Raw genomic sequence first — 25510 nt, 5'->3', positions numbered from 1 at the left:
CTAGCGTGTGGACACCCGTTCGGAACGGGGGATCGGTCGGAGTGAGGGGTGTCGTGATGACGGACCTGGCGGGCGAGCTGACGGACGCGGACATGCTGGCGATGTGGGCAAACGCTCCGATCAACCCTCAACCTCTAGTTGAGAGTGATCCCCCGGATGAGGCGTTGGCCGAGCTGGAGAGCCGGATCACCTCGATGGCGGCACGGTTGGCCGCGCAGACCCGGGAGTGGCTGGCCCTGGTCGCCGAGTTCAACCGGCGCAAGGGGTGGGTGCAGTGGGGGATGCGGTCGATGGCGCACTGGCTGTCCTGGTCATGTTCGGTCGGGCCGGGGGTGGCCCGGGAGTACGTGCGGGTCGCGACCGCGCTGACCGAGTTGCCGCTGGTGGACGAGGCGTTCGCGCAGGGGCAGCTGTCGTATTCCAAGGTGCGGGCGGTGACCCGGGTCGCCGACCAGGTGGACCAGACCACGCTGCTGGAGCAGGCCAAGGTGCATTCCGCGGCCCAGCTGGAGAAGGTGATCCGCGGCTACCGCAAGGCGCAGCGGCCGGACCGGCCGGTCGAGCAGCGCCGCAAGGCGCGCTGGTTCTACGACGAGGACGGGATGCTGGTGCTGTCCGCGCGGTTGACCGCGGACGAGGGGGCGTTGCTGGTCGCCGCGCTGGAGCAGGCCCGGGGCACCGGGCTGGGCAAGGACGATCCGCTGCCCGGCGACGCCGACGCGCTGGTCGCGCTGGCGCAGACCGCGCAGGCCGCTGGCGCGGTGGACTCCTCGGGGGACGACCGGCACCTGGTGGTGGTGCACGCCGACGCCGACGTGCTGATCGGCGCCGACCAGTCGCCCGATGCGATCTGCCGGATCGAGCACGGCCCCGGCCTGACCGCCGACGCGGCCCGCCGGCTGGCCTGTGACGCGGCGCTGATCGCCTGGGTGTCCTCGGCGGTCTCGCCGGGCAAGAACCTGCGGCTGGGCCGCAAGACCCGCAAGATCCCGCCGGCGCTGCGCCGGGCGTTGCGGCTGCGCGACGGCGGCTGCCGGTTTCCCGGCTGCCCGCGGATGCGGTTCCTGGACGCACACCACGTTATCCACTGGGCCGACGGAGGCCCGACGGATCTGGAGAACCTGATCCTGCTGTGCGGGCGGCACCACCGGTCGATGCACGAGGAGGGATTCACCCTGGTCCAGGATGGGCCACAACGCTGGTCGGTCCGCCGGCCCGACGGGACCACGATCCCCGCCGCGCCGCCCCTGCCCCTGACGCCGCCCCCGGACGTTCCCGCGGAAACGGAGTACGACCCGGACGCCCTGCGTCCCGACCAGCACGGCGAGCCGTTCAGCCTGCGCGACTCGGTCGACGTGTTCTGCCGGAACCCGCGGCCATGAGCCGGACCATCGTCGTCTGGTGCCCGGACTGGCCAGCGGTGGCGGCCGCCCGGCAGGCGAACCGGCCGGCCAGCGACCCGGTGGCGGTGCTGCACGCCAACCGGGTGCGGGCCTGCACCGCCGCCGCCCGGGCGCAGGGGGTGCACGTCGGCCAGCGGCGCCGCGACGCCCAGTCCCGCTGCCCGGACCTGCTGATCACCGGCGTCGACCAGGACCGGGACGCCCGGATGTTCGAGCCGGTGGCCGCGGCGGTGGAGTCCCTGGCCCCCGGGGTGGAGGTGCTGCGCTGCGGAGTGGTGGCCTGTCCGGCCCGCGGACCGGCCCGCTACTTCGGCTCGGAGGCCGCCGCCGCGGAACGGATCGTGGACGCGGTCGAGGCGCTGGACGTCGAGTGCTGCATCGGGATCGCCGACGACCTGGAGATCGCGGTGCTGGCCGCCCACCGGTCGGTGCTGGTCCCGCCGGGGGAGTCGGCCGCCTTCTGCGCCGGGCTGCCGATCACCGACCTGTCCCGGGACCCGGCGATCGGCCCGCCCGACCGGGTCGCGCTCACCGACCTGCTGATCCGCCTGGGCATCACCACCGCCGGGGCATTCGCGGCGCTCCCACCGGAAAAGGTGGCCACCCGGTTCGGCGCCGACGGGGTGTGCGCGCACCGGTTGGCCCTGGGCCGGCCCGAGCGCGGCCTGTCCCGCCGGCAGATCCCCGAGGATCTGGTCGTCGAGCAGGAGTGCGACCCGCCGCTGGACCGGGTGGACACCGCCGCCTTCGCCGCCCGGGCCCTGGCCGAGCGGTTCCACGCGCGGCTCGCCGACGCCGGCCTGGCCTGCACCCGGCTGGTCATCACCGCCGCCACCGACCGGGGCGCCACTCTGTCCCGCACCTGGCGCTGCGCCGCGCCGCTGACCGCCGCGGCCACCGCGGACCGGCTGCGCTGGCAGCTGGACGGCTGGCTCACCCACCGTCAGCAGCCCGGCGCGATCACCCGGCTCGCCCTGGAACCGGTCGAGGCGGTCGGCTCCGGGCACATCCAGTACGGGTTGTGGGGCTCCGACGGGCAGGACGACCAGCGGGCCGGCTGGGCCTTCGCCCGGGTACAGGGCCTGCTGGGGCCCGATTCGGTGCTGTCCCCGGTGCCGGCCGGCGGCCGGAGCACCGCGGACCGGGTGGTGCTGGTGCCCTGGGGGGACGAGAAGGTGAGCCCCCGGGACCCGGCCGCGCCCTGGCCCGGGGCGATCCCGTCCCCCTCGCCGGCCCGGGTGAGCGATACCGAGCCGATCGCCGTGCTGGACGCCGCCGGTGACCCGGTGCGGCTCACCGACCGCGGCCGGCTGACCGGCCCGCCGGCCTGGCTCAGCGGCACCCGCATCGACGCCTGGGCCGGGCCCTGGCTGCTGGACGAGCACTGGTGGGCCTCGGGCCGGGACATCGTGCCCACCGCCCGGTTGCAGCTGGTCACCGCCGCCGGCGCGGCGCTGCTGGTGCGTTCGGCCGGGGACGGCTGGCAGGTCGAGGGGACGTACGACTGATGGGCTGGACCAACCCGAACGTGCCGTGGAGCGAGCTGGAACGGGCCCTGTCCGGCCGCCCACCCGCGCCCGGCCGCGGGCCGCTGCAGGCGATCCGGCACTGGCAGCAGGACCGGCCCGACCCGCCGCCGATCCCGACCGGGCCGCCGACCGCGGTGCCCTACGCCGAGCTGCACTGCCACTCCGCGTTCAGCTTCCTGGACGGCGCGTCCACCCCCGAGCAGCTGGTCGCCGAGGCGGTGCGGCTGGGGCTGGAGGCGCTGGCGATCACCGACCACGACGGCCTGTACGGCATCGTCCGGTTCGCCGAGGCGGCTCGCGAGGCCGGCCTGCGCACCCTGTACGGCGCCGAGCTGTCCCTGGGCCTGCCCGAACCGCAGCTGGGCGTGCCCGACCCGGTCGGCGAGCACCTGCTGGTGCTGGCCCGCGGCCAGGAGGGCTACCACCGGCTGTCCACCCAGATCAGCCGGGCTCAGCTGGCCGGCGGCGCGAAGGGCCGGCCGGTCTACGACCTGGACGAGCTGGCCGACGCCGCCGGTGGGCACTGGCTGATCCTCACCGGCTGCCGCAAGGGCAGCGTCCGCCGCGCCCTGCAGCGGCACGGCCCGGCCCGCGCCGCCGAGGAGCTGCGCGCGCTGATGGACCGGTTCGGCCGGGACAACGTCGTCGTCGAACTGACCACCAGCCTGGCGCCGACCGACGACGAGGACAACGACGCCCTGGCCGCGCTGGCCGCCGAGCTGGACCTGCCGATCGTCGCGACCACGGCCGCCCACTACGCCACCCCGGCCGAGGGGCGGATCGCCGCGGCGATGGCCGCGGTCCGGGCCCGCCGCAGCCTGGAGGAGGCCGACCCCTACCTGCCCGCCGGCCCGGGGTCGCACCTGCGCTCGGGCGCCGAGATGGCCGCCCTGTTCGCCCGGTACCCGGCCGCGGTGCCCACCGCCGCCGCGATCGGCCGGGAGTGCTCGTTCGACCTGCGGCTGCTCGCGCCCAAGCTGCCGCCCTACGACGTGCCCCCCGGCCACGACGAGAACTCGCACCTGCGCCAGCTCACCCTGGCCGGCGCGGCCCGCCGCTACGGCTCGCCCGACGACCGGCCGGACGCGTACGCGCAGATCGAGAAGGAGCTGGGGATCATCGCCCGGCTCGACTTCCCCGGCTACTTCCTGATCGTCAACGACATCGTCGACTTCTGCCGCCGCAGCGACATCCTGTGCCAGGGCCGCGGGTCGGCCGCCAACTCCGCGGTCTGTTACGCGCTGGGCATCACCGCGGTGGACGCGGTGCGCTACGAGCTGCTGTTCGAACGGTTCCTGGCCCCCGAGCGGGACGGCCCGCCGGACATCGACGTGGACATCGAGTCCGACCGGCGGGAGGAGGTGATCCAGTACGTGTTCGCCACCTACGGCCGGGACAAGGCGGCCCAGGTCGCCAACGTCAACACCTACCGGCCGCGGATGGCGGTGCGGGACATGGCCAAGGCGCTGGGCCATTCACCCGGCCAGCAGGACGCCTACTCCAAGCAGCTGGACGGCTGGGTGCCGCTGGCCGGGCAGGACGCCAGCGGCATCCCGGCGGACGTGCTGGCCCTGGCCCACCGGATCCAGGACTACCCCCGGCACCTGAGCATCCACTCCGGCGGCATGGTCATCTGCGACCGGCCGGTCGCCTCGGTGTGCCCGGTGGAGTGGGCCCGGATGGAGAACCGGTCGGTGCTGCAGTGGGACAAGGACGACTGCGCCGCGATGGGCCTGGTCAAGTTCGACCTGCTGGGCCTGGGCATGCTCTCGGCCCTGCACTACGCGGTCGACCTGATCCGGGAACACGAGGGCCTGGAGATCGACTTCGCCCAGCTCGACCTGGAGGAGCCGGCGGTCTACGAGATGCTGCAGCGGGCCGACTCGGTCGGGGTGTTCCAGGTGGAGTCCCGCGCCCAGATGGCCACCCTGCCCCGGCTCAAGCCGCGCACCTTCTACGACCTGGTGGTCGAGGTCGCGCTGATCCGCCCCGGGCCGATCCAGGGCAACGCGGTGCACCCCTACATCCGCCGCCGCAACGGTCAGGAGGAGGTCACCTACGACCACCCGGTGATGGAGAAGTCGCTGGCCAAGACCCTGGGCATCCCGCTGTTCCAGGAGCAGCTGATGCAGCTGGCGGTGGACGTCGCCGGGTTCGACGCCGGGGAGGCCGACCAGCTGCGCCGGGCGATGGGGGCCAAGCGGTCCAAGGGAAAGATGGAAAAGCTCAAGGCCCGCCTGTACGACGGGATGCGGGAGCGGCACGGCATCACCGGCCCGGTCGCCGACCGCATCTACGAACGGCTGCTGGCGTTCGCCAACTTCGGGTTCGCCGAGTCGCACGCGCTCTCGTTCGCGGCGCTGGTCTTCTACTCGGCCTGGCTCAAGCTGCACCACCCGGCCGCCTTCTGCGCCGCGCTGCTGCGGGCCCAGCCGATGGGCTTCTACTCGCCGCAGTCGCTGGTCGCCGACGCCCGGCGGCACGGGGTGAGCATCCGCCGCCCGGACATCAATGCCTCCCGGGCCCATGCCGACCTGGAACCCGGGCCCGACGGCCGGCCCGCGGTCCGGCTGGGCCTGGACGAGGTGCGCACGATCGGCGACGAGCTGGCCGCCCGCATCGTCGCCCGCCGCCCGACCGAGGGGTATCGCAGCCTGGACGAGCTGACCCGGACGGTGACCCTGACCGCGCCGCAGGCCGAGGCGTTGGCCACCGCCGGGGCGCTGGACACGCTGGTCGGCACCCGGCGACACGCGTTGTGGGCGGCCGGCGCCGCGGCCGGGGACCGGGCCGGCACCCTGGCCGGCAGCGTCGTCGGGCTGGACGCGCCCGCGCTGCCCGGAATGAGCGACATCGAGCTGACCGTCGCCGACATCTGGGCCACCGGCATCTCGCCGCAGACCTACCCGACCGAGTTCTCCCGGGACCAGCTCGACGCCTGGGGGGTCAAGACCGCCGCCGCCCTCAAGGACACGGCGCACGGCACCCGGGTGCTGGTCGCCGGGGTGGTCACCCACCGGCAGCGCCCGGCCACCGCCTCCGGCGTCATCTTCATCAACCTGGAGGACGAGACCGGGATGCTCAACGTCATCTGCTCGGTCGGCCTGTGGGCCAAGTACAAGCAAATCGCCCGCGGCTCACCGGCGCTGCTGGTGCGCGGGGTGGTCGAACGCGCCGGTGGGGCGATCTCGATCGTCGCCGACCGGATCGCCCGGGTGAACCTGATCGCGGCCACCCCCTCCCGCGACTTCCGCTGAGCCTGCCTGGCACGATCGAACCCATGAGCGAGGTGTACGAGAAGGCGGCGGTGTCGCTCATCCTGGCCGACTTTGCGGTCGCCGATCAGCTGGGCAAGCTGCAGATGGTCGGCGGTGGGCTGCAACTGATCGGCCGGGACCACGCCAGCGGGGCGTCGGCGGCGTTCGCGCTGGTGGTGAGCCTGACGTTCCCGCCGGAGCTGTTCAACGAGCAGTACGCGTTCGAGGTCGTGCTGGAGGACACCGCGGGCAACCCGCTGGAGCTGGCCGAGTCGGCGGCCGGACCGGGTACCCGGGTGATGCGGTTCGGGCAGACGCTGCAGATCGAGGAACCCAACTTCCGCGGCAGCGGCGTGCCCCGCCGGGCCCTGCCCACCCGCACCCACGTCGTCCTGTACTTCAACACCGGGTTGCCGCTGCCTCCCGGCCGGGTCCTGGTCTGGCGGGCCCGGATCGACGGCGAATCCAAACCGGACTGGGTCGTCTCGTTCTTCGTGCCCGGCCCGCCCCCCGCGCCTGTGCTTGGCTGAACTCATGCGCATCGCCACCTGGAACATCAACTCCATCCGCGCCCGGCACGACCGGGTGCTGGCCTGGCTCGAGCGCAGTGACGTCGACGTGCTCGCCATCCAGGAGACCAAGATCGACGACGCCCGGTTCCCGGTCGAGTCGTTCGAGCGGCTGGGCTACCGGGTCGCCCATCACGGCACCAACCAGTGGAACGGCGTCGCCATCGCCTCCCGGGTCGGCCTGGACGACGTGCAGGTCGGCGTGCCCGACCTGCCGGCCTTCGGCGAGGACCCGGCGGTCGAGGCCCGCTCCCTCGGCGCGCTCTGCGGCGGCGTGCGGGTCTGGAGCCTGTACGTGCCCAACGGACGCGCCGTCGACGACCCGCACTACCACTACAAGCTGCACTGGCTGGCGGTGCTGCGCGACTACGCGGCCAAGCAACTGGCCGACGAGCCGCACCTGCCGATGCTGCTGTGCGGCGACTTCAACATCGCGCCGACCGACGACGACATCTGGAGCGTCGAGTACTACCAGGGCTCCACCCACGTCACCGGCCCGGAGCGGCAGGCATTCGCCAACCTCACCGACGCCGGCTTCACCGATGTGGTCCGCCCGTTCCACCCGGGGCCCGGGGTCTACACCTATTGGGACTACACCCGGCTCAGCTTCCCCAAGCGGCGCGGCATGCGCATCGACTTCGCCCTGGCCAGCCCGGCGCTGGCGGCCCGGGTCACCGACGCGCAGATCGACCGCGAGGAACGCAAGGGCAAGGGGTCCTCGGACCATGCCCCGGTGATCGTCGAGTTCAAGGACGCCTGATGGCCACGATCCTGGTCCTGGAGCACGACCCCGACGACCCGGTCCAGCGGTTGGGGGACTGGTTGACCGAGGCCGGGGCGACCCTGCTCATCTGCCGGCTGCACGCCGGCGAACAGATCCCGGCCGAGTTCGACGCCGTGGTCTGCCTGGGCGGGCGGATGAACGCCACCGACGACGCCGCGACCCCCTGGCTGGCGGCCACCAAGGCGCTGCTGCGGCGAGCGATCGCCGCGCGCACCCCCACCCTCGGGGTCTGCCTGGGTGCGCAGCTGATGGCCGTCGCCGGCGGCGGCACGGTCACCGTCGGCGCGAACGGGCCGGAGGTCGGCGCCTACCTGGCGGCCAAGCGGGACGCCGCCGGGCAGGATCCGCTGTTCGCCGACCTGCCGATGACCCCGGACGTCATGCAGTGCCACGACGACGTCGTCACCGCCTTGCCCCCCGGGTCCACCCTGCTGCTGTCCGGGACCGGGTACCCGCACCAGGCCTGGCGGCAGGGCGACGCCGCGTGGGCGGTGCAGTTCCACCCGGAGACCACTGCGGCGACCGTGCGGGAGTGGGCGGCCGGCCACGGCGTCACCGGCGGCCCCCGGCTCGGTCCGATGCTGGACGAGGCCGACCAGGCCGCCACCGAAGTCTGGCGAGACTTCGCGCACCGGTTCGTCGCGTTCGTGGACCGGCCGCCGGCCGCCCGCACGGGCCTGCCGATCTCGGCGGTGCCCCGATGAGCCGCCCGGGCCTGCGCACCCCGGCGCGCTACAGCCTGCCCGACACCGACCGGATCCGGGCCGACCTGGCCCTGGTCGGGCTGTGGGGGGCGGACGGACCGGTCCCCGGCAACGAGGACATCCTGGCCGCGATCTCCCGGACCGGGCGGCCGGAGCTGGCGGTCTACGGCCTGGCCCGGCTGTACGAGGCGGACAGCAACCCGGCCCAGATCATGGAGGCGCTGCGGACCCAGCCGCGATTCCGGGGCCGGCTGATCGGACTGCTCGGCGCCTCCACCGTGCTCTCCGAGCACCTGGCCGCCTGGCCGGAGGACTGGCACAACCTGTTGCCCGAGGCCCCGGCCGAGGAACTGGTCTCGGCCGAGAGCATGCGCAAGGTGCTGTGCGAGGCGCTCGGCATCGATCCGGACGCGCCGCCGTGCACCGGCACGGACGGGGCGCGGGCCAGCGTCACCGGGCCCAAGGCGATCAGCGCGCTGCGCCGGGCCTACCGCTCGCAGCTGCTGATCATCGCCGCGCACGACCTGGCGCCCTCGATCGAGACCTCCCTGCCGACGACGGCGTTGCCGGCGGTCTGCCACGCGCTGACTGCGTTGGCCGACGCGACGTTGCAGGTGGGCCTGGCCGCGGCCGCGGGCGAGTTGCCGGCCGGGGCGCCGGCGGTGCGCCTCGGGGTGATCGCGATGGGCAAGACCGGGGCCAAGGAGCTGAACTACCTCTCCGACGTCGACGTGATGTTCATCGCCGCCGCGGAGGATCCCGACGAGGGGGCGGCGCTGGCCACCGCCACCCAGCTGGCCAGCCGGTTGATGTGGATCTGCGGCGGCGCCGCCTGGGAGGTCGACGCCGCACTGCGGCCGGAGGGCAAGGCCGGGGCGCTGGTGCGCACCCCGGCCGGGTTCGCCAGCTACTACCAGCGGTGGGCCCAGACCTGGGAGTTCCAGGCCCTGCTCAAGGCGCGCCCGGCGGCCGGCGACCCGGCCCTGGGCGAGGTGTTCATGGACATCACTCGGCCGGGCGTGTGGTCGGCGGCCGGCCGGGACTCCTTCGTCGACGACGTGCAGGCGATGCGCCGGCGGGTCGAGGACAACATCCCGGACAAGCACCGGGACCGCGAGCTCAAGCTGGGCGCCGGGGGACTGCGCGACGTGGAGTTCGCGGTCCAGCTGCTGCAGCTGGTGCACGGCCGATCCGATCCGGACCTGCGGCTGCCCGGCACGTTGATGGGCCTGCGCTCGCTCATCCGCGGCGGTTACGTCGGCCGCACCGACGGCGCCGAGATGGCCGCCGCCTACACCTTCCTGCGCCGGGCCGAGCACCGGCTGCAACTGCAACGGCTGCGCCGCACCCACCTGCTGCCCGACGACGGCGCCGACATGGAGTGGCTGGCCCGGGCCGACGGCTACTTGGCCACCGGCACCTCCAGCGCCGCCGAGGTGTTCGTCGCCGAACGGCAACGGCACGCCACGACCGTCCGGCGGCTGCACGAGAAGTTGTTCTACCGGCCGCTGCTGCACGCGGTGGCCGCGGTGGACATGGACGAGTCCCGGCTGTCCCCGGAGGCGGCCCACGAGCGGCTCGCCGCGCTGGGCTTCCTGCGCCCGGATTCGGCGCTGCGGCACATCGCCGCGCTCACCCAGGGGGTGAGCCGGCGGGCGGCCATCCAGCGGCATCTGCTGCCGGTGCTGCTGGACTACTTCGCCACCAGCCCGGACCCGGACGCCGGCCTGCTGGCCTACCGGCAGGTGTCCGAGGCGCTGGCCGACACCCCCTGGTACCTGCGCCTGCTGCGCGACGAGGGGTCGGTGGCCAACCGGCTGGCCAGCCTGCTCGGCGGATCCCGGCTGGTCGCCGACCTGCTGCCGCGGGCGCCCGAGGTGCTCAAGCTGCTGGTCGACGACGCCGCGCTGCTGGCCCCCGAACCGGAGACGGTCGCCCGGGCGTTGATGGCCCGGGCCGGCCGGGCCGGCACCGCGCAGGAGGCGGTCGACGTGGCCCGCTCCGGCCGCCGGCAGGAGATGCTGCGGCTGGCCTGCGGCGACATGCTCGGCCTGATTTCGGTGACCAACATCGCCCGCGGGCTGACCAGCGTGGCCGAGACCACCATCGAGGCGGCCTACCAGGCGGCGGTCAAGCAGGTGACCAAGACGCGGGGCGGGTTCCGGGCCCGGTTCGCGGTGATCGGCATGGGTCGCCTGGGCGGCGGTGAGCTGGGGTACTCCTCGGACGCCGACGTGGTGTTCGTCATGGAGACGCGGCCCGACGAGGACGAGTCGGAGGCCCGGGCCGACGCGCACGCGGTGGCCGACCTGATGGCCCGGCTGCTCGGCCGGCCGACCCCGGACCCGCCCCTGGAGATCGACGCCAACCTGCGACCCGAGGGCAAGAACGGGCCGCTGGTGCGGCCGCTGGCCGGGTACCGCGCGTACTGGGCCCGGTCCGGAGTGGCCTGGGAGCGGCAGGCCCTGCTGCGGGCCCGGCCGATCGCCGGTGACCGCGAACTGGGGGCGGCCTTCGCCGCCGCGGCCGACGAGTTCCGCTACCCCCGACGGCGGGCTGTCCGCCCGGGACGTGGTCGAGATCCGCCGGATCAAGGCGCGGGTGGACACCGAACGGATGCCGCGCACCGCCGACCGGACCACCCACACCAAGCTCGGCCGGGGCGGCCTGGCCGACATCGAGTGGACCATCCAGCTGCTGCAGCTGCAGCACGCCTACGCGGTGCCCGGCCTGCGCACTCCGCACACCCTGCCGGCCATCGCCGCCGCCGCCCAGGCCGGGTTGATCAGCGACGAGGACGCCGAGTCGCTGACCAACGGCTGGCTGGTCGCCTCCCGCACCCGCAACGCGATCATGCTGGTCCGCGGCAAGCCGGACGACCAGATCCCGCGGCAGGGTCGGGAGCTGGCCGCCATCGCCCGGGCCTGCGGGTACCCGCCGGGCGGCGATCCCGGCGAGTTCGTCGACGACTACCGCCGGGCGACCCGACGCGCCCGCAAGGTGGTGGACCGGGTCTTCGACAACGGTTAGCGCTCGCGGCCGGTTCTGCGAGGATGGCTCGGTGCCAACCTGGATCTGGATCGTCATCGCTGTTGTCGTCGTGCTGGCCCTCGCGCTGGTCCTGGGGACCGTCCGCGCGCGCGGTCGCCGCATCTCGCTCAAGGACGCCCCGCCGCCGCCGGTCGCGCCGACCGAGGGGCCGCCGGCCAAGGGCGGCTACAAGGCCGGCGGGTCGATCTCGTTCGCCGCCGGCGCGGCGACGGCTCCGCCCCCCACCAAGCCGATGCCGGTGGTGCCGCTGGACGACGAACCGCCGGCCGGACCGCTGGTCGGGGAGGACACCGCGGTGCCGCGGGACTCGCCCAGCCGCAGCATCGTCGAGGTGCCGCTGCCCGAGGCCACGCCGGCGCCGGAACCGGAACCCGAACCGCAACCGGAGCCGGAGCCGCAGCCGCAGCCGGAACCGGTGATCGCCGAGCTGGAGACCCCGCCGGCGGTCGAGGAGATCGCGCCCACCGCGGGCCGGCTGTCCAAGCTGCGCGGCCGGCTGTCCCGCTCGCAGAACGCGTTCGGCCGGTCCCTGCTGGGTCTGCTGGGCGCCGGCACGCTGGACGACGACTCGTGGGAAGAGGTCGAGGACACGCTGCTGATGGCCGACCTGGGGGCGGCGGCCGCGGCCGAGATCACCGAGAAGCTGCGGGGCGCGGTCGCCGCGCACGGGGTCACCGACGCGGCCAGCGCCCGGGCTTTGCTGCGCCGGGTGCTGATCGAGGCGGTCGACCCGACGATGGACCGGGCCGTCCGCGCGCTGCCGCACGACGGGCGTCCGTCGGTGCTGCTCATCGTCGGGGTCAACGGCACCGGCAAGACCACCACCACCGGCAAGCTGGCCCGGGTGCTGGTCGCCGACGGCCGGCACGTGGTGCTCGGCGCGGCCGACACGTTCCGCGCGGCCGCCGCCGACCAGCTGCAGACCTGGGGCGAGCGGGCCGGGGCGGCGGTGGTCCGGGCCGACGCCGGCACCGACCCCGCCTCGGTCGCGTTCGACGCGGTCAAGCGGGGCATCGCCGACGGCGCCGACGCGGTGCTGATCGACACCGCCGGCCGGCTGCACACCAAGACCGGCTTGATGGACGAGCTGGGCAAGGTCAAGCGGGTGGTCGAGAAACAAGCCGAGGTGGACGAGGTCCTGCTCGTGCTGGACGCCACCACCGGGCAGAACGGCCTGGTTCAGGCGACCGTGTTCGCCGACGTGGTGGACATCTCCGGGATCGTGCTGACCAAGCTCGACGGCACTGCCAAGGGCGGCATCGTGGTCGCGGTGCAGCGCACCCTGGGCGTGCCGGTCAAGCTGGTCGGCCTGGGTGAGGGACCCGACGATCTGGCGCCGTTCGAGCCGGCCGCCTTCGTCGACGCTCTGTTGGGTGACTGAGCGTCACACGTTGTCTTCGCCGACGAAACGGGTCGGAAACACATTCCGAGCCGAGTTCACATCGGTGAAACCTCCGGGAGCGCCGCCCGCAACACGCACGGGCGAACCTTCGTGGGTCACTGGGCCACGCCGCCCTGCTCGCTGGCGGCCGGCCTGACCATCCCACTCCTAGAGCCTGGAGGCTTGATGGACTCCACCTTCGAACTGGACGCAGGCAATACCGCCTGGATGCTGGCCGCGGCATCGCTGGTCCTGTTGATGACCCCCGCGCTGGCGTTCTTCTACGGCGGCATGACGCGGTCCAAGTCCGTGCTGAACATGATGATGATGAGCTTCGGCGCGATGGCGATCGTCGGGCCGATCTGGATGCTCTGGGGTTACTCCGAGGCCTTCGGAACCAACATGGGCGGCATCATCGGCGATCCCTTCGAGTACTTCGCCCTGCACGGCCTCAACGACGAGAACGGCCTGATGGCCGCGACCGGCGTGCCGGCCACCGTGGCCGTCGGCTACCAGGCGACCTTCGCCATCATCACCGTCGCGCTGATCTCCGGCGCCATCGCCGACCGGGCCCGCTTCGGCACCTGGCTGGTGTTCAGCGGCCTGTGGGTCACGCTGGTCTACGGCCCGCTCGCGCACATGGTGTGGGGCGGCGGCGCCCTGAGCGGCGGCGGTTTCGTGGCCGACTGGCTGTCCACCCCGATCGACTTCGCCGGCGGCACCGTGGTGCACATCAACGCCGGTATGGCCGGCTTCATGCTGGCCCTGATCATCGGTAAGCGGCGCGGCTTCGCAAAGGAGCCGATGAAGCCGCACAACCTGCCGTTCGTCATGCTCGGCGCCGGTCTGCTGTGGTTCGGCTGGTTCGGCTTCAACGCCGGGTCCGAGTTCGCGGCCGACGGCACCGCCGGTCAGGCCTGGCTGAACACCTGCGTGGCCACCTGCGTCGCCGCGTTGGGCTGGCTGATCGTGGAGCGGATCCGCGACAAGCACGCCACCAGCCTGGGCGCCGCCTCCGGCATCGTGGCCGGCCTGGTCGCCATCACCCCGGCCGCGGGTGCGGTCGACATCGTCGGCGCCATGTTCATCGGCGTCATCGCCGGTGCCGTCTGCGCGCTGGCCGTCGGACTCAAGTACCGGTTCGGCTACGACGACTCGCTGGACGTGGTCGGCGTGCACCTGGTCGGCGGCATCGTCGGCACCGTGCTGATCGGCCTGTTCGCCAACGTCACCCGGGACGCCGACGGGGTCGTCACCTCGTACACCTGGGCCCCCGACGGTGCCCTCAACGGCCTGTTCTACGGCGGCGGCTGGACCCAGCTGGGCACCCAGACGCTGGTCGCGCTGATCGCCGTGGTGATCTCGGGTGTGATGACCCTGATCATCGGCTACGCGCTGAAGTTCACCATGGGCTGGCGCATCCCCGACGAGCACGAGGTCGAGGGCGTCGACGTCACCACCCACGGTGAGGCCGCGTACGACCTGGAGCCGTCTTCTGGCGCGAGCCACGCGTCCGGTTCCCTTTCTCACATCCCCGCGCACCGGGCCCAGGAGGTCAAGGCATGAAGGTTGTCACCGCCGTCATCAAGCCGTTCAAGCTCGACGAGGTGCGTGCAGCGTTGCTTGCCTTCGGGGTTCAGGGAATGACCGTCTCGGAGTCCTCCGGGTATGGCCGCCAGCGCGGGCACACCGAGGTCTACCGGGGCGCGGAGTACACCGTGGAGCTGCTGCCCAAGGTGCGCGTGGAGATCCTGGTCGACGACGAGGACGCCGAGGACGTGGTCGACGTGATCGTGCGGGCGGCCCGCACCGGCAAGATCGGTGACGGGAAGGTGTGGACCCAGCCCGTGGAGACGGTCATCCGCGTCCGCACCGGCGAGCGCGGTCCGGAAGCGCTGTAGTCCATGCGGAATTCGCCTGTGGGGATGGCGGGCGGTTTCGCGGAGTTGCGAGCCCAACTGCTGAGCCGGACCGGGGTTCCCGGTCCGGCTCGGCGGAAGGCTCTCGCCCGGCTGACCGACGGCTGGCTCGGCGAGCTGGCCCAGGACGCCGGGGTCAACGTCGGCGGCGTGGCCCTGGTCGCGGTCGGCGGATTCGGCCGCGGCGAACTGTCCCCCTTCTCGGACCTGGATCTGGTCCTGTTGCATTCCACGGAGACGCCGGCCTCCTACGCCGGCATGCTGGCCGAGCGGCTGTGGTACCCGATCTGGGACTCCAAGATCCGCCTGGATCATTCGGTGCGCAGCGTCGGCGGAGCCCGGCAGGTCGCCCGTACCGACCTGCCGGCCATGCTGGGCATGCTCGACCTGCGGCACATCGCCGGTGACCCGGACCTGGCCGTCACCCTGCACCGCCGGGTGCTGGCCGACTGGCGCTCGGATGCCAAGAACCGGCTGGCCGACCTGCGCGCGTCCTGCCAGGAACGCGCCGACCGCTCGGGGCAGCTGGCCTTCGCCACCACCCCCGATCTCAAGGAGTCCCGCGGCGGCCTGCGCGACCTGGTCGTGATGCGCGCGGTGGCCGCCTCCTGGGTGGCCGACTGCCCGCACCAGGGACTGGAGGAGGCCCGCTCGGCGTTGCTGGACGTGCGCGACGTCGTGCAGACCGTCGCCGGCCGGGCCACCGACCGGCTGCAGGTGCAGGACCAGGACGCGGTCGCCGCCCAGCTCGGGCTGGACGACCGGGACGCCCTGCTCAAGCACGTCGCCGGCATCGCCCGCACCGTCGACCACGCCAGCGACCTGACCTGGCACCGGGTGGACCGGGCGCTGTCCCGGCCGTCGGGCACCATCACCGACCTGGGCGGCCGGATCACCCGCCGCATCGAACGCACCCCGCTGGCCGACGGCATCGTCGAGCAGGAGGGCGAGGCGGTGCTGGCCCGGGCGGTCAACCCGGCCAACGACCCCACGCTGGTGGTGCGGGCGGCGGCCGCCGCTGCGCAGTCCGGGCTGCCGGTGTCGCCGGCCACCGTGCTGCGGCTGGCCCGCACCTGCCCGCCGCTGCCCGACCCGTGGCCGCCGGTCGCGCTCGATGCGTTCCTGTCCCTGCTCGGAGCGGGCGAGCCGATGCTCGCCGCCTGGGAGGACCTGGACCAGGCCGGTTTGATCTCCACCCTGCTGCCCGGCTGGGAGCGGCTGCGCTCGCTGCCGCAGCGCGACCCGATCCACCTCTACACGGTCGACCGGCACCTGATGCAGACCGCGGTGAACGCCGCCGGCCTGGTCCGCCGGGTGGCCCGACCGGACCTGCTGCTGCTGGCCGCGATCCTGCACGACATCGGCAAGGGACCCCGCGAGGACGAACGCGACCACGCCGACCACGCCGTGGTCGGGGCCGACCTGTGCGTGCCCTGGCTGCGCCGGATGGGCCTGAGCGAGCCGGACGTCCGGACGGTCGAGCGGCTGATCCGGCACCACCTGCTGCTCGGCGACTTCGCCGCCCGCCGCGACCCGGACGACCCGGCCACCATCGCCGCGATCGTCGAGGCGGTCGGGGATGCGGCGACCCTGGACCTGCTGGCGGCGTTGACCGAGTCCGACGCCCGCGCGGCCGGCCCCGCGGCCTGGACCACCTGGCGGGCCGGGCAGATCCGGCACCTGGTCGGCCGGGTCCGCCGGGCCCTGGACGGGGAACGCCCGGCCGAGCCGCCGGCGATCACCCAGGTCGAGCGGGAACTGATCGAGTCCGGCACCGGGTCGGTCGGCATCGTCATCGAGTCCATCCCGGCCGCCGTGCGCATCACCATCTGCGCGCCCGACCGGCCCGGGCTGCTGGCCGCCGCCGCGGCGGTGCTGACCATGCACCGGCTCACCGTGCGTTCGGCAGCGATCCGCACCATCGACGGCCACGCGCTGCAGACCTGGATCGCCGCGCCTCAGTTCGGCGAGGCCCCGGCCGCGGCCACCCTGCGAGCCGACCTGGTCCGGGCGCTGGACGGCAGCCTGGACGTCGCGGCCCGGCTGGCCCGGCGCACCGCCCCGCCCCGCCGCGGCCCCGCGGTGCCGCCCGAGGTGCGGGTGGTGGAATCCGCCTCCGACCTGTCCACGGTGCTGGAGGTGCGGGCGCACGACCTGCCCGGCCTGCTGTACACGGTGTCCTCGGCGCTGACCGCGGCCGGGGTCAGCGTGGTCAGCGCCCGGGTGGACACGCTGGGCGCCGACGCCGTCGACGTGTTCTACGTGCAGACGCCGGACGGTGCCCCGCTGTCCGGGTCCCGGGCCCGCGAGGTCGCCGACGGCATCACCCAGGCGCTGGTCAGCTGACCGCCGAACCGGTCTGCCCGATCCGCGGGAACGCCCGGGTGGAAAAGACCTGCTCGACCGGCATCTCGAAGTACTCGGCGATGCGCAACGCGAGCACCAGGCTCGGGCTGTACTCGCCTCGTTCGAGGTACCCGACGGTCTGGTAGTGCACGCCGACCGCCTCGGCCAGTTGCCGGCGGGTGATGCCGCGCTCGGCCCGTAATACGGCCAGCCGGTTGAACAGGACGTCAGACACGCTGCAGGGCCTTCTCCCGCCGGGCCGCCACCGACGAGCCCGACTCCCGCCGGGCCATCCGTCGCAGCAGCGGGGGGGCCAGCAGGAAGCCGACGACGGCCCAGAGCAGCAGCACTCCCAGGGTGAGCAGGGTCCGCCAGCTGCCGTCGATCTCCACCGCGGCGGCCGACTCGGGCAGCAACGCCGACCGGACCCCCAGACCCAGCCAGTAGGTCGGGGTCAGCTGTCCGAGCACCTGCGCCCAGCCGGCCATCTGGGCCAACGGGTAGAAGATGCCGGACACCCAGATGATGGCGCCCATCACGAGCATGCCCCAGCCGCCGACCATGCGCGGGCTCTTGAACACCGACCCGATGACGAAGCCCAGCGGCAGCACCGCCAGCAAACCCAGTAGCAGGAAGCCGAAGGCCTCCATCCAGCCGGTGAGACCGTTCGCGGTCAGCCCCGGCACGAAGAAGAACGCCGGGATCAGCAGGATCGTCATGCTGAACGCGATCTCCACAGTGGTGCGCAGCATCTGCCCGACGACGTAGCCGGTCATCCCGCCCGGCACCGACTTCAGGCGCAGCAATGTGCCGTCCTCGCGTTCGGTGGCCAGCTGGGTGGCCATCCCGTAGGCCCCGGAGAACACGATCTGCAGGGCCAGCAGACCGGGCAGCATGAACAGGGCCACCGGGACGTCGGTGCCGGGCAGGGTGCTGTCGCGGTTCAGCCACAGCACCACCAGCACGATCAACGACACGATCACGTAGTAGGCGATGTCCTGACCGGCCCGGACGCTGTTGCCGAACTCGATCCGGCCGCGTCGCAGGCCGCAGGCGACCGCCTGGCCGTGGGTGCTCATCGGACCACCTCCAGGGACGGCCGCTCGTCGGCGACCATGGACAGATACGTGCTCTCCAGACTGGGCCGGCGGACCTCCAGGTCCTCGACGCGGCCCCGGTCCATCCGTTCCTGGGCGAACAGGTCCCGGACGAATCCAGTGGCGTCGTCGGTGGCGTGCACGTGCCGCTGACCGTCCTGGCTCCAGCGGACCTCGGCCGTGCCGGCCACCTGCCGGGCCAGCGCGTCGGCGGTGCCGTCGGCCGCGATCCGGCCGTGATGCAGGATCAGGATCCGGTCGGCCAGCTTCTCCGCCTCGTCCAGGTCGTGAGTGGTGAGCAGGATCGTGGTGTCCTGCAGATCGGACAGCCGGTGCACCAGGTCGTGGAAGTCGCGGCGGGCGGCGGGATCGAAGCCGGCCGTCGGTTCGTCCAGGAAGAGCAGCTCGGGCCGTCCGACGATGCCGATGGCCACGTCGAGCCGGCGCCGCTGGCCGCCGGACAGGGTGGCCACCTTGGCCCGGCGGTGCTCGCCCAGCCCGACCATTTCGATGAGCTCGTCGGTGGGATACGGCGGCCGGGGCGGGCCGCCGGCGCGGGTCGCATAGGGCCGGTAGAAGGCGGCCAGGTGATCGAGCAGGTCCCGGACCCGCCATCGCCCGTGATCGCGCCAGGACTGCAGCACCACGCCGATCCGGGACCGCCAGAGCTCGTCCGCCTTGGCCGGGTCCTCGCCCAGCACCCGGACGGTGCCGGCCGAGGGCAGGCGGAAGCCCTCCAGGATCTCGATGGTGGTCGTCTTGCCGGCGCCGTTGGGTCCGAGCAGGACCAGGACCTCGCCCCGGGCGATCGTGAAGTCCACCCCGTGCAGCACCTTGGTGGTGCCGTAGCTCATCGTCAGACCGGACACCTCGACGGAAATGGAGGACGACATGTAGCAGTTCTACTATCGAACTGAGCGCACCCGCAACAGTCTTTCCGGGCCGATAGGATTCCCAAGTGTTCGAAACGCTGTCTGACCGGCTGTCCGGTGTCTTCACCAATCTGCGCGGCAAGGGTCGGCTGACCCCGGCCGACGTCGACCGCACGTGCCGGGAGATCCGGGTCGCGCTGCTGGAGGCCGACGTTGCGCTCCCGGTGGTCCGTGCGTTCATCGCGCGGATCAAGGAGCGGGCCAACGGGGTGATCGTCTCGGCGGCCCTGAACCCGGCGCAGCAGATCATCAAAATCGTCAACGAGGAACTCGTCGCGATCCTCGGCGGCGAGACTCGGCGGCTGACCTACGCCAAGAATCCGCCGACGGTGATCATGCTGGCCGGCCTGCAGGGCGCCGGCAAGACCACCCTGGCCGGCAAGCTCGCGCTCTGGCTCAAGGGGCAGGGGCACACCCCGCTGCTGGTCGCCTCCGACCTGCAGCGCCCCAACGCGGTCACCCAGCTGCAGATCGTCGGCGAGCAGGCCGGCGTGCAGGTCTTCGCGCCCGAGCCCGGCAACGGGGTGGGCGACCCGGTCGCGGTGGCCCGGGCCGGTGTCGCCCACGCCAAGGTGCGGCTGCACGACATCGTCATCGTGGACACCGCCGGCCGGCTGGGCGTGGACGCCGACATGATGCAGCAGGCCGTGGACATCCGCGACGCCGTCCAGCCGCAGGAGATCCTGTTCGTGCTCGACGCGATGGTCGGCCAGGACGCGGTCACCACCGCGGAGGCCTTCCGCGACGGCGTCGGCTTCAACGGCGTGGTGCTGACCAAGCTCGACGGCGACGCCCGCGGTGGTGCCGCGCTGTCCGTGCGGCACGTCACCGGGCAGCCGATCATGTTCGCCTCCACCGGCGAGAAGCTGGCCGATTTCGACGTCTTCCACCCGGACCGGATGGCCTCCCGGATCCTGGGCATGGGCGACATGCTGACCCTGATCGAGCAGGCCGAGCAGCACTTCGAGGCCGACCAGGCCGAGGCGATGGCCGCCAAGATGGCGGGCAACGAGTTCACCCTCGAGGACTTCCTCGAGCAGATGATGATGATCCGCAAGATGGGCCCCATCGGCGGGCTGCTGGGCATGCTGCCCGGGGCCGGCCAGATGAAGGACGCCCTGGCCAACGTCGACGACCGCGACATCGACCGCACCGCGGCCATCATCCAGTCCATGACGCCGGCCGAGCGGCAGGACCCGAAGATCATCAACGCCTCCCGCCGGCAGCGCATCGCCCGGGGCTCGGGCTCGACCGTGTCCCAGGTCAACGCGCTGGTGGAACGCTTCTTCGAGGCGCGCAAGATGATGTCCTCAATGGCCGGCCGGTTCGGCTTCCCGGGCGCCCGCCCGTCCAACCGCAAGGCGGCCAAGGGCCGGCGCAAGTCGGGCAAGCGCACGACCGGCCGCGGCCCGACCCAGCCCAAGGTCAAGGGCATGCCGGGCGGTTTCCCCGGGATGGGCGCCCTGCCGCCGGGAATGGGCGCGCCGGGGATGGGGGCACCCGGCGCGATGCCGGGGCTGGATCAGTTCCCCGGTGACTTCGATCCGACGAAGCTCAAGTTCCCCAAGCAGTGAGCCCGGACCTGCGGGTCCGGGGAACCGACCCGACGACCGGAGAGCCGGTCGACCTGGCCGTCTCCGGCGGCCGGATCGTGGACGGCGCGGCGGCCGAGGCGGTGACCGTCACCGGCTTCGTGGTGCCCGGCTTCGTCGACGCGCACTGCCATGTCGGGTACTCCCCGCACGGGCCGGCCACGCCCGCCGAGGCCGAGCAGCAGGCCCTGGCCAACCTGCGGGCCGGGGCGCTGGCCCTGCGTGACTGCGGCTCGCCGGTGGACACCCGCGAGCTGGTCGATCGCGACGACCTGCCGGTGCTGATCCGGTCCGGCCGGCATGTCGCCTTCGTCAAGCGCTACATCCGGGACCTGGGCGTCGATCTGGATGATCCGGCGGACCTGCCGGCCGAGGTGGCCCGCCAGATCGCGTACGGCAGCGGGCAGTGGGTCAAGATCGTCGGCGACTGGATCGACCGGGACATCGGCGACCTGGCCCCGCTGTGGCCGGACGACGTGCTGGCCCGGGCGGTCGCCGTCGCGCACGCGGCCGGCTGCCGGGTGACCACGCACGTCTTCGGCGAGGACGCACTGCCCGGGCTGCTGGCCGCCGGGGTCGACTGCATCGAGCACGGCACCGGGCTGACCGAGCAGACCATCGCCACCGCCGCCGCGCAGGGCACCCACCTGGTGCCGACGTTGATCAACATCGAGAACTTCCCGTCGTTCGCGGCCCAGGCGAACCGGTTCCCGACCTACGCCGCGCACATGCTGGACCTGCACCGGCGGCACCTGGACCGGGTCCGCGACGCGGTCGATGCCGGGGTCGCGGTGCACGCCGGCACCGACGCGGGCGGTTACATCGAGCACGGCCGGATCGCCGACGAGGTGATCGCTCTTGGCCAGGTGCTGGGCATGCGCCGGGCCCTGGCCGCGGCCGCGCACGAGGCCCGGCAGTGGCTGGGCGTGCCGGGCACCGAGGTGGGCGACCCGGCCGACCTGGTCGTCTTCGACGAGGACCCGACGCAGGATCCGACCGTGTTGAAACGGCCGGCCCTGATCATCAGGGCCGGCCGGGTGGTGCGGGGACAGCTGTAGGGGTCAGGCCACCTGCTGCGAACTGCGCAGGATCTCGGTCAGCTTGCCCATCTGCACGGCCTGCGAGGCGTAGTCCAGGGCGGCGCCGTTCCAGGTGTGGACCTGGCCGGCGACCAGCGCGGGTGAAGCGGCGAACGTCGGCTGGGCCGCCAGCTCGGCCTGCTGGAAGCCCTCGACATTGGCCAGCAGCACGTCACCGGTCATCATCTGGCCGACGTTCTCCCAGCTGAAGATGTCCCAGTAGTAGGTGCCGTCCGGATGCAGGTCGGTGTAGGTCACCCCCAGGCTCTGGTAGAGCTGGGTCTCCGGCTCGTCGTCCGGCTTGACCACGTAGATGCCGTCGGCGTCGGCGTACATCTGGGTGACCTCGAGAGTGGACTGGGTGGCCGCGGCGGTCAGCTCGGTCGAGGCCCGGTCGAAGTCGGCCCGGGCGGCCGCGACGGTGTCGGGCGAGGCGCCCAGCGCCTCGGTCAGCGCGGTCAGGCTCTTGATCACGTCCAGGCCGTTGCCGCCGACCTTGATCGCGACGATCGGGGCGATCTTGGCCAGCTGCGCCTGCTGCTCCAGATCGGCGAACGCGTAGTAGGGCTGGGTGCTGTCGATCGTGCCGTTGCGGTCGGTGGGGTAGATGCCGGTGACGATCAGGTCCGGCTTGGACGCGGCCAGCGCCTCCAGGTCGATCTCGCCGTAGCTGTTGCCCACGACGGTGGTCTGCGACAGGTCGTAGCCGGCGAAGCGGGGATCGGTCGCGACGTCGACCCGGCCGAAGACCGCGGTCGGCCGCAGCCCGTAGGCGAACATGCCGATCGCGTAGTCGGCGTAGCTGGCGATCCGCTCGGGACGCTGCGGGAGCGTCACGGTGGTGCCGGTGGCGTCGGTGTAGCTCCATTCGGCGGCCGCGGCGCCGGAGCCGGCCGGGGCGCCAGTGGTGGCATCGGCAGCGGCGGCGCCCGAGGAACACGAGGCGAGCGCGGTCACGCCGAGGACGGCGGCGAGCAGGGCAGTCAGGAGGCGGGCGGTGCCGCGCAGAGAGAGATCCTTCACGAAAGGTAGGTTAGCCTATCCTCAGGCACAACCAGCGGCGACCCGGTGCAGGGATCGGCGATCACCCGCGCGTCCAGGTCGAACGCGTCCCGCAGCACCGTGGGGGTCAGTACCTCCCACGGCGGTCCGTCGGCCAGCACCCGGCCGCGGCCCACGGCCACCAGCCGGTCGGAGAACCGGCCGGCCAGCGACAGGTCGTGCAGCACCATCACCACCGTCGCGCCCCGCTCGGCGTTGATCGACCGGATCAGGTGCAGCACATCGAGCTGGTGGCTCAGATCCAGGAACGTGGTCGGCTCGTCCAGCAGGATGATCGGCGTCTGTTGGGCCAGCACCAGCGCGATCCAGGCCCGCTGCAGCTGCCCGCCGGACAGCGAGGCGGCGTCCCGATCGGCGAGCTCGGTCATCCCGGTCGCGGCCAGCGCGTCGGCGACCGCGGCCGCGTCCTGCTCGGTCCAGGGCCGCAGCAGGCTCTGGTGCGGATGCCGGCCTCGCGAGACCAGATCCCGCACGCTGGTCGCCGACGGGGTGAGCGGCTTCTGCGGCAGGATCGCCAGCCGCCGGGCGATCTGCCGGGTCGGCAGCGAGCGCGCCGGTGCCCCGTCCAGCTCGATGCCGCCGGCGCTCGGGGTCAGCAACCGGCCGAAGGCCTTGAGCAGGGTGGACTTGCCGCTGCCGTTCGCGCCGATCAGGGTGGTGACCCGACCCGGCTCGATACTCAGGTCCAGCTCGCGGAACACCACGGCCTGGTCGTAGGCCAGGGTGACGCCGCGCGCGGCCAGCGCCGGGGTGGTGGTGACGGTCATGTGAGCATCTCCCGGTCCTTGCGCCGCGTGAGCAGCCAGATCAGATACGGCGCGCCGATGACGGCGGTGACGATGCCGACCGGCACCTCGCCGGGCAGCACGGTGCGGGACAACGTGTCGGCGCCGACCACGACCAGCGCACCCACCACCGCCGAGGCGAGCAGCGGGGGCCGGGCGGTGCCGGCCAGCCGGCGGACGATCTGCGGGGACACGAAGGCCACGAACTCGATGGGCCCGGCGGCCGACACCGCCGCCGCGGTGAGCAGCACGGCGCAGGCGACGATCACCAGCCGGTGGCGCTGCACGGCCACGCCGAGCCCGGTCGACACGTCGTCGCCGAGCAGGCTCACCGACAGGGTCGACGACTGGGTCAGCGCGATCGGGGTGAGCACCGCTACCGCCACCAGGACCGGCCAGACGCTGGCCCAGGACACTCCGGACAGGCTGCCGACCAGCCACTGGGCGGCGGTCGAGGCCTCGGTGAGCTGGGCCCGGGCGATCAGGAAGCTGGTCACGCCGGTGAGCGCCGCGGTGGCGCCGATGCCGACCAGGATCAGCCGGTAACTGTCCACGCCGCTGCGCCAGGACAGCCCGTACACCACCGCGGCGGTGCCCAGGGCGCCAATCGCGGCGGCCGCGGGCAACCCCAGGGTGAGCGCCCCGGCGCCGACCGAATAGCTGCCCCCGGCCAGCACGATCGCCGCGACCGCGCCCAATGCGGCGCCGGAGGTCACGCCGAGAATGTCCGGGGTGGCCAGCGGGTTGCGCGCGAACGTCTGGGTCAGGGCCCCGGCCAGCCCAAGGGCGGCGCCGACCAGCGCCCCGCACAGCACCCGGGGCAACCGCAGTTCGAGCACGATCAGCTCCTGCGACGGGGTGCCGGCGCCGATCAGCGTGCGCACCACGTCGCCCAGGCCCAGCTGGGACGAGCCGGCCGCGATGGCCAGTACCAGCACCGGCAGCAGGGCCGCCAGAGTGGCCACCGTCACCACCAGTACGCGGGTGTCGCGGCGGGATCGGGCGGGAGCCAGCATCTACAGCACCGCCATCCGGCCGCGCCGCACGATCAGCACGAAACAGATGCCGCCGAGCACCGAGAGCACCACTCCGACCGGCACCTCGCCGTTGCCGCCGATCAGCCGGCCGACCACGTCGCAGGCCAGCAGCACGATCCCACCGATCAGCCCGGAGGCGGGCAGCAGCCAGCGGTGGTCGGAGCCGACCAGGGAGCGGGCCAGGTGCGGGGCGGTCAGGCCGACGAATCCGATCGGACCGGTGAGCGCCACCGCGGCCGCGGTGAGCAGGGTGATCGCCGCCAGCCCGACCACCCGGGCCCGCACCAGGTTCTCGCCCAGCCCGTGGGCCAGCTCGGTGCCCAGAGCCAGCGAATTCAGCGCCCGGGCGTTGGCCAGCGCGAGCACCAGCCCGACGCCGGCGAACGCGACGGCCGCCCAGATGCCGGTCAGGGTGCGGCCGGACAGCGACCCGACGACCCAGATCCGGTAGGCGGCCAGCGTCTTCTGGTCGCTGAGCACCAGGTACGAGGTCAGCGCGATCAGCAGCGCGGTCACCGCGGTACCGGCGATGGCCAGCGGGACCGGGCTGGACAGGCCCCGCCCCATCGCCGCGACCGCGAAGACCACCACGCTGGCCACGACGGCGCCGGCCAAGGCCAGCCACAGCGTGGTCAGCACCGAGCTGGCCCCCAACAGGTAGACGCCGATCACCACGGCCAGGCTCGCCCCGGCCGAGACACCGAAGATGCCCGGGTCGGCCAGCGGGTTGCGGGTCTGGCCCTGCATCACCGCACCGGCCACGCCCAGGCAGCACCCGACGAGCACGCCGAGCACGGTTCGCGGCACCCGGGAGCCCCAGACGACGGCATCGGTGTCCAGGGTGGGGTCGACCAGCCGCTCGAGCACGGTGCCGGCGTCGAGCAGGTTGCTGCCCAGCAGCAGGCTCAGCGCGCCGGCCGCGGCCAGGGCGAGCAGCAGCGCCAGCAGTGGACGTCGCCGGGTGGAGGAACGAAGCACCGACC

Annotated in this window: 20 protein-coding genes and 2 pseudogenes; 15 read left to right on the top strand and 7 right to left on the bottom strand. The window is 73.1% G+C overall.

Annotated features, from left to right (window positions below):
* The first annotated feature begins 56 nt into the window (after positions 1-56).
* From NAMU_RS15595 to NAMU_RS15545, 13 genes and pseudogenes are all read left to right on the top strand, one after another.
* Positions 57-1382, top strand: coding sequence for an HNH endonuclease signature motif containing protein (locus NAMU_RS15595; RefSeq protein ID WP_015748358.1), 1326 nt, complete (start codon positions 57-59; stop codon positions 1380-1382).
* Positions 1379-2911, top strand: coding sequence for a DNA polymerase Y family protein (locus NAMU_RS15590; protein WP_015748357.1), 1533 nt, complete (start codon positions 1379-1381; stop codon positions 2909-2911). Before NAMU_RS15595 ends, NAMU_RS15590 begins: the two co-directional genes overlap by 4 nt.
* Positions 2911-6189 (top strand): error-prone DNA polymerase, encoded by a 3279-nt coding sequence (locus NAMU_RS15585; protein WP_015748356.1) that lies wholly within the window; start codon positions 2911-2913, stop codon positions 6187-6189. Before NAMU_RS15590 ends, NAMU_RS15585 begins: the two co-directional genes overlap by 1 nt.
* A 23-nt stretch (positions 6190-6212) precedes the next feature.
* Positions 6213-6719: a hypothetical protein gene (locus NAMU_RS15580; RefSeq protein ID WP_015748355.1), complete on the top strand. Its 507-nt coding sequence runs from the start codon at positions 6213-6215 to the stop codon at positions 6717-6719.
* 4 nt (positions 6720-6723) lie between these two features.
* The gene (locus NAMU_RS15575; protein WP_015748354.1) at positions 6724-7518 is read left to right on the top strand and encodes an exodeoxyribonuclease III; all 795 of its coding nucleotides are present in this window, start codon (positions 6724-6726) and stop codon (positions 7516-7518) included.
* Positions 7518-8246, top strand: a complete 729-nt coding sequence (locus NAMU_RS15570; RefSeq protein ID WP_015748353.1) for a type 1 glutamine amidotransferase — start codon at positions 7518-7520, stop codon at positions 8244-8246. The genes NAMU_RS15575 and NAMU_RS15570 overlap by 1 nt, the downstream gene beginning before the upstream one ends.
* A pseudogene (locus NAMU_RS32045) lies at positions 8243-9184 on the top strand (bifunctional [glutamine synthetase] adenylyltransferase/[glutamine synthetase]-adenylyl-L-tyrosine phosphorylase); the annotation flags it as partial. The gene NAMU_RS15570 and the pseudogene NAMU_RS32045, both read left to right, overlap by 4 nt.
* Before the next feature lie 60 nt (positions 9185-9244).
* A pseudogene (locus tag NAMU_RS32040) lies at positions 9245-10708 on the top strand (bifunctional [glutamine synthetase] adenylyltransferase/[glutamine synthetase]-adenylyl-L-tyrosine phosphorylase); the annotation flags it as partial.
* A gap of 154 nt (positions 10709-10862) precedes the next feature.
* A complete protein-coding gene (locus tag NAMU_RS32035; RefSeq protein ID WP_456152559.1) occupies positions 10863-11276 on the top strand; it encodes a [protein-PII] uridylyltransferase family protein in 414 nt (137 codons plus the stop codon).
* 31 nt (positions 11277-11307) lie between these two features.
* Entirely contained in the window at positions 11308-12678 is a 1371-nt protein-coding gene (ftsY, locus tag NAMU_RS15560) for a signal recognition particle-docking protein FtsY (protein ID WP_041369025.1), read from the top strand.
* 186 nt (positions 12679-12864) lie between these two features.
* Complete coding sequence (locus tag NAMU_RS15555) at positions 12865-14244, top strand: ammonium transporter (RefSeq protein WP_015748350.1); 1380 nt, start codon at positions 12865-12867, stop codon at positions 14242-14244.
* The gene (locus NAMU_RS15550) at positions 14241-14579 is read left to right on the top strand and encodes a P-II family nitrogen regulator (protein ID WP_015748349.1); all 339 of its coding nucleotides are present in this window, start codon (positions 14241-14243) and stop codon (positions 14577-14579) included. The genes NAMU_RS15555 and NAMU_RS15550 overlap by 4 nt, the downstream gene beginning before the upstream one ends.
* A gap of 24 nt (positions 14580-14603) precedes the next feature.
* Positions 14604-16943 carry a [protein-PII] uridylyltransferase gene (locus tag NAMU_RS15545; protein ID WP_217180429.1) on the top strand — a complete coding sequence of 780 codons (2340 nt, stop codon included), beginning with the start codon at positions 14604-14606 and terminating at the stop codon, positions 16941-16943.
* On the opposite strand, the gene NAMU_RS15540 is transcribed toward NAMU_RS15545, so the two are convergent.
* From NAMU_RS15540 to NAMU_RS15530, 3 genes are read right to left on the bottom strand one after another with little or no spacing between them, the layout of a single operon-like run.
* Entirely contained in the window at positions 16936-17178 is a 243-nt protein-coding gene (locus NAMU_RS15540) for a helix-turn-helix transcriptional regulator (RefSeq protein WP_015748347.1), read from the bottom strand. The two genes, NAMU_RS15545 and NAMU_RS15540, sit on opposite strands and share 8 nt — an antisense overlap.
* Positions 17171-18022 (bottom strand): ABC transporter permease, encoded by an 852-nt coding sequence (locus NAMU_RS15535; RefSeq protein ID WP_015748346.1) that lies wholly within the window; start codon positions 18020-18022, stop codon positions 17171-17173. The genes NAMU_RS15540 and NAMU_RS15535 overlap by 8 nt, the downstream gene beginning before the upstream one ends.
* The gene (locus NAMU_RS15530; protein WP_015748345.1) at positions 18019-18933 is read right to left on the bottom strand and encodes an ABC transporter ATP-binding protein; all 915 of its coding nucleotides are present in this window, start codon (positions 18931-18933) and stop codon (positions 18019-18021) included. Before NAMU_RS15530 ends, NAMU_RS15535 begins: the two co-directional genes overlap by 4 nt.
* Positions 18934-18998: 65 nt before the next feature.
* Between NAMU_RS15530 and ffh the strand changes: the two genes are divergently transcribed.
* A complete protein-coding gene (gene ffh, locus NAMU_RS15525) occupies positions 18999-20546 on the top strand; it encodes a signal recognition particle protein (protein WP_015748344.1) in 1548 nt (515 codons plus the stop codon).
* Positions 20543-21622: an amidohydrolase family protein gene (locus NAMU_RS15520; RefSeq protein ID WP_015748343.1), complete on the top strand. Its 1080-nt coding sequence runs from the start codon at positions 20543-20545 to the stop codon at positions 21620-21622. The genes ffh and NAMU_RS15520 overlap by 4 nt, the downstream gene beginning before the upstream one ends.
* Before the next feature lie 3 nt (positions 21623-21625).
* On the opposite strand, the gene NAMU_RS15515 is transcribed toward NAMU_RS15520, so the two are convergent.
* Genes NAMU_RS15515 through NAMU_RS15500 form a run of 4 tightly spaced genes read right to left on the bottom strand, consistent with a single transcriptional unit; the run spans position 21626 to position 25505 of the window.
* On the bottom strand, positions 21626-22666 hold the full coding sequence (locus NAMU_RS15515) for an ABC transporter substrate-binding protein (protein WP_015748342.1): 1041 nt from the start codon (positions 22664-22666) through the stop codon (positions 21626-21628).
* Positions 22663-23472 carry an ABC transporter ATP-binding protein gene (locus NAMU_RS15510; protein ID WP_015748341.1) on the bottom strand — a complete coding sequence of 270 codons (810 nt, stop codon included), beginning with the start codon at positions 23470-23472 and terminating at the stop codon, positions 22663-22665. The genes NAMU_RS15515 and NAMU_RS15510 overlap by 4 nt, the downstream gene beginning before the upstream one ends.
* Positions 23469-24506, bottom strand: a complete 1038-nt coding sequence (locus tag NAMU_RS15505; protein ID WP_015748340.1) for a FecCD family ABC transporter permease — start codon at positions 24504-24506, stop codon at positions 23469-23471. Before NAMU_RS15505 ends, NAMU_RS15510 begins: the two co-directional genes overlap by 4 nt.
* Positions 24507-25505: a FecCD family ABC transporter permease gene (locus NAMU_RS15500; RefSeq protein WP_015748339.1), complete on the bottom strand. Its 999-nt coding sequence runs from the start codon at positions 25503-25505 to the stop codon at positions 24507-24509.
* Positions 25506-25510: the final 5 nt, after the last annotated feature.

The sequence above is a fragment of the Nakamurella multipartita DSM 44233 genome (genome assembly GCF_000024365.1).
In the GTDB taxonomy this organism is placed as follows: domain Bacteria; phylum Actinomycetota; class Actinomycetes; order Mycobacteriales; family Nakamurellaceae; genus Nakamurella; species Nakamurella multipartita.
The sequence above is the reverse complement of the archived record's forward strand: the minus strand, read 5'-3'. Positions and strand labels throughout refer to the sequence as shown.

What these genes read in the sequence shown, in the direction of transcription:
- NAMU_RS15595 (WP_015748358.1), top strand. Translation starts at nt 57, where the DNA reads ATGACGGACCTGGCGGGCGAGCTGACGGACGCGGACATGCTGGCGATG.
- NAMU_RS15575 (WP_015748354.1), top strand. Translation starts at nt 6,724, where the DNA reads ATGCGCATCGCCACCTGGAACATCAACTCCATCCGCGCCCGGCACGAC.
- NAMU_RS15580 (WP_015748355.1), top strand. Translation starts at nt 6,213, where the DNA reads ATGAGCGAGGTGTACGAGAAGGCGGCGGTGTCGCTCATCCTGGCCGAC.
- NAMU_RS15555 (WP_015748350.1), top strand. Translation starts at nt 12,865, where the DNA reads ATGGACTCCACCTTCGAACTGGACGCAGGCAATACCGCCTGGATGCTG.
- NAMU_RS32035 (WP_456152559.1), top strand. Translation starts at nt 10,863, where the DNA reads ATGCCGCGCACCGCCGACCGGACCACCCACACCAAGCTCGGCCGGGGC.
- NAMU_RS15505 (WP_015748340.1), bottom strand. Translation starts at nt 24,506, where the DNA reads ATGCTGGCTCCCGCCCGATCCCGCCGCGACACCCGCGTACTGGTGGTG.
- NAMU_RS15530 (WP_015748345.1), bottom strand. Translation starts at nt 18,933, where the DNA reads ATGTCGTCCTCCATTTCCGTCGAGGTGTCCGGTCTGACGATGAGCTAC.
- NAMU_RS15510 (WP_015748341.1), bottom strand. Translation starts at nt 23,472, where the DNA reads ATGACCGTCACCACCACCCCGGCGCTGGCCGCGCGCGGCGTCACCCTG.
- NAMU_RS15585 (WP_015748356.1), top strand. Translation starts at nt 2,911, where the DNA reads ATGGGCTGGACCAACCCGAACGTGCCGTGGAGCGAGCTGGAACGGGCC.
- NAMU_RS15570 (WP_015748353.1), top strand. Translation starts at nt 7,518, where the DNA reads ATGGCCACGATCCTGGTCCTGGAGCACGACCCCGACGACCCGGTCCAG.
- NAMU_RS15535 (WP_015748346.1), bottom strand. Translation starts at nt 18,022, where the DNA reads ATGAGCACCCACGGCCAGGCGGTCGCCTGCGGCCTGCGACGCGGCCGG.
- NAMU_RS15590 (WP_015748357.1), top strand. Translation starts at nt 1,379, where the DNA reads ATGAGCCGGACCATCGTCGTCTGGTGCCCGGACTGGCCAGCGGTGGCG.
- NAMU_RS15545 (WP_217180429.1), top strand. Translation starts at nt 14,604, where the DNA reads ATGGCGGGCGGTTTCGCGGAGTTGCGAGCCCAACTGCTGAGCCGGACC.
- NAMU_RS15550 (WP_015748349.1), top strand. Translation starts at nt 14,241, where the DNA reads ATGAAGGTTGTCACCGCCGTCATCAAGCCGTTCAAGCTCGACGAGGTG.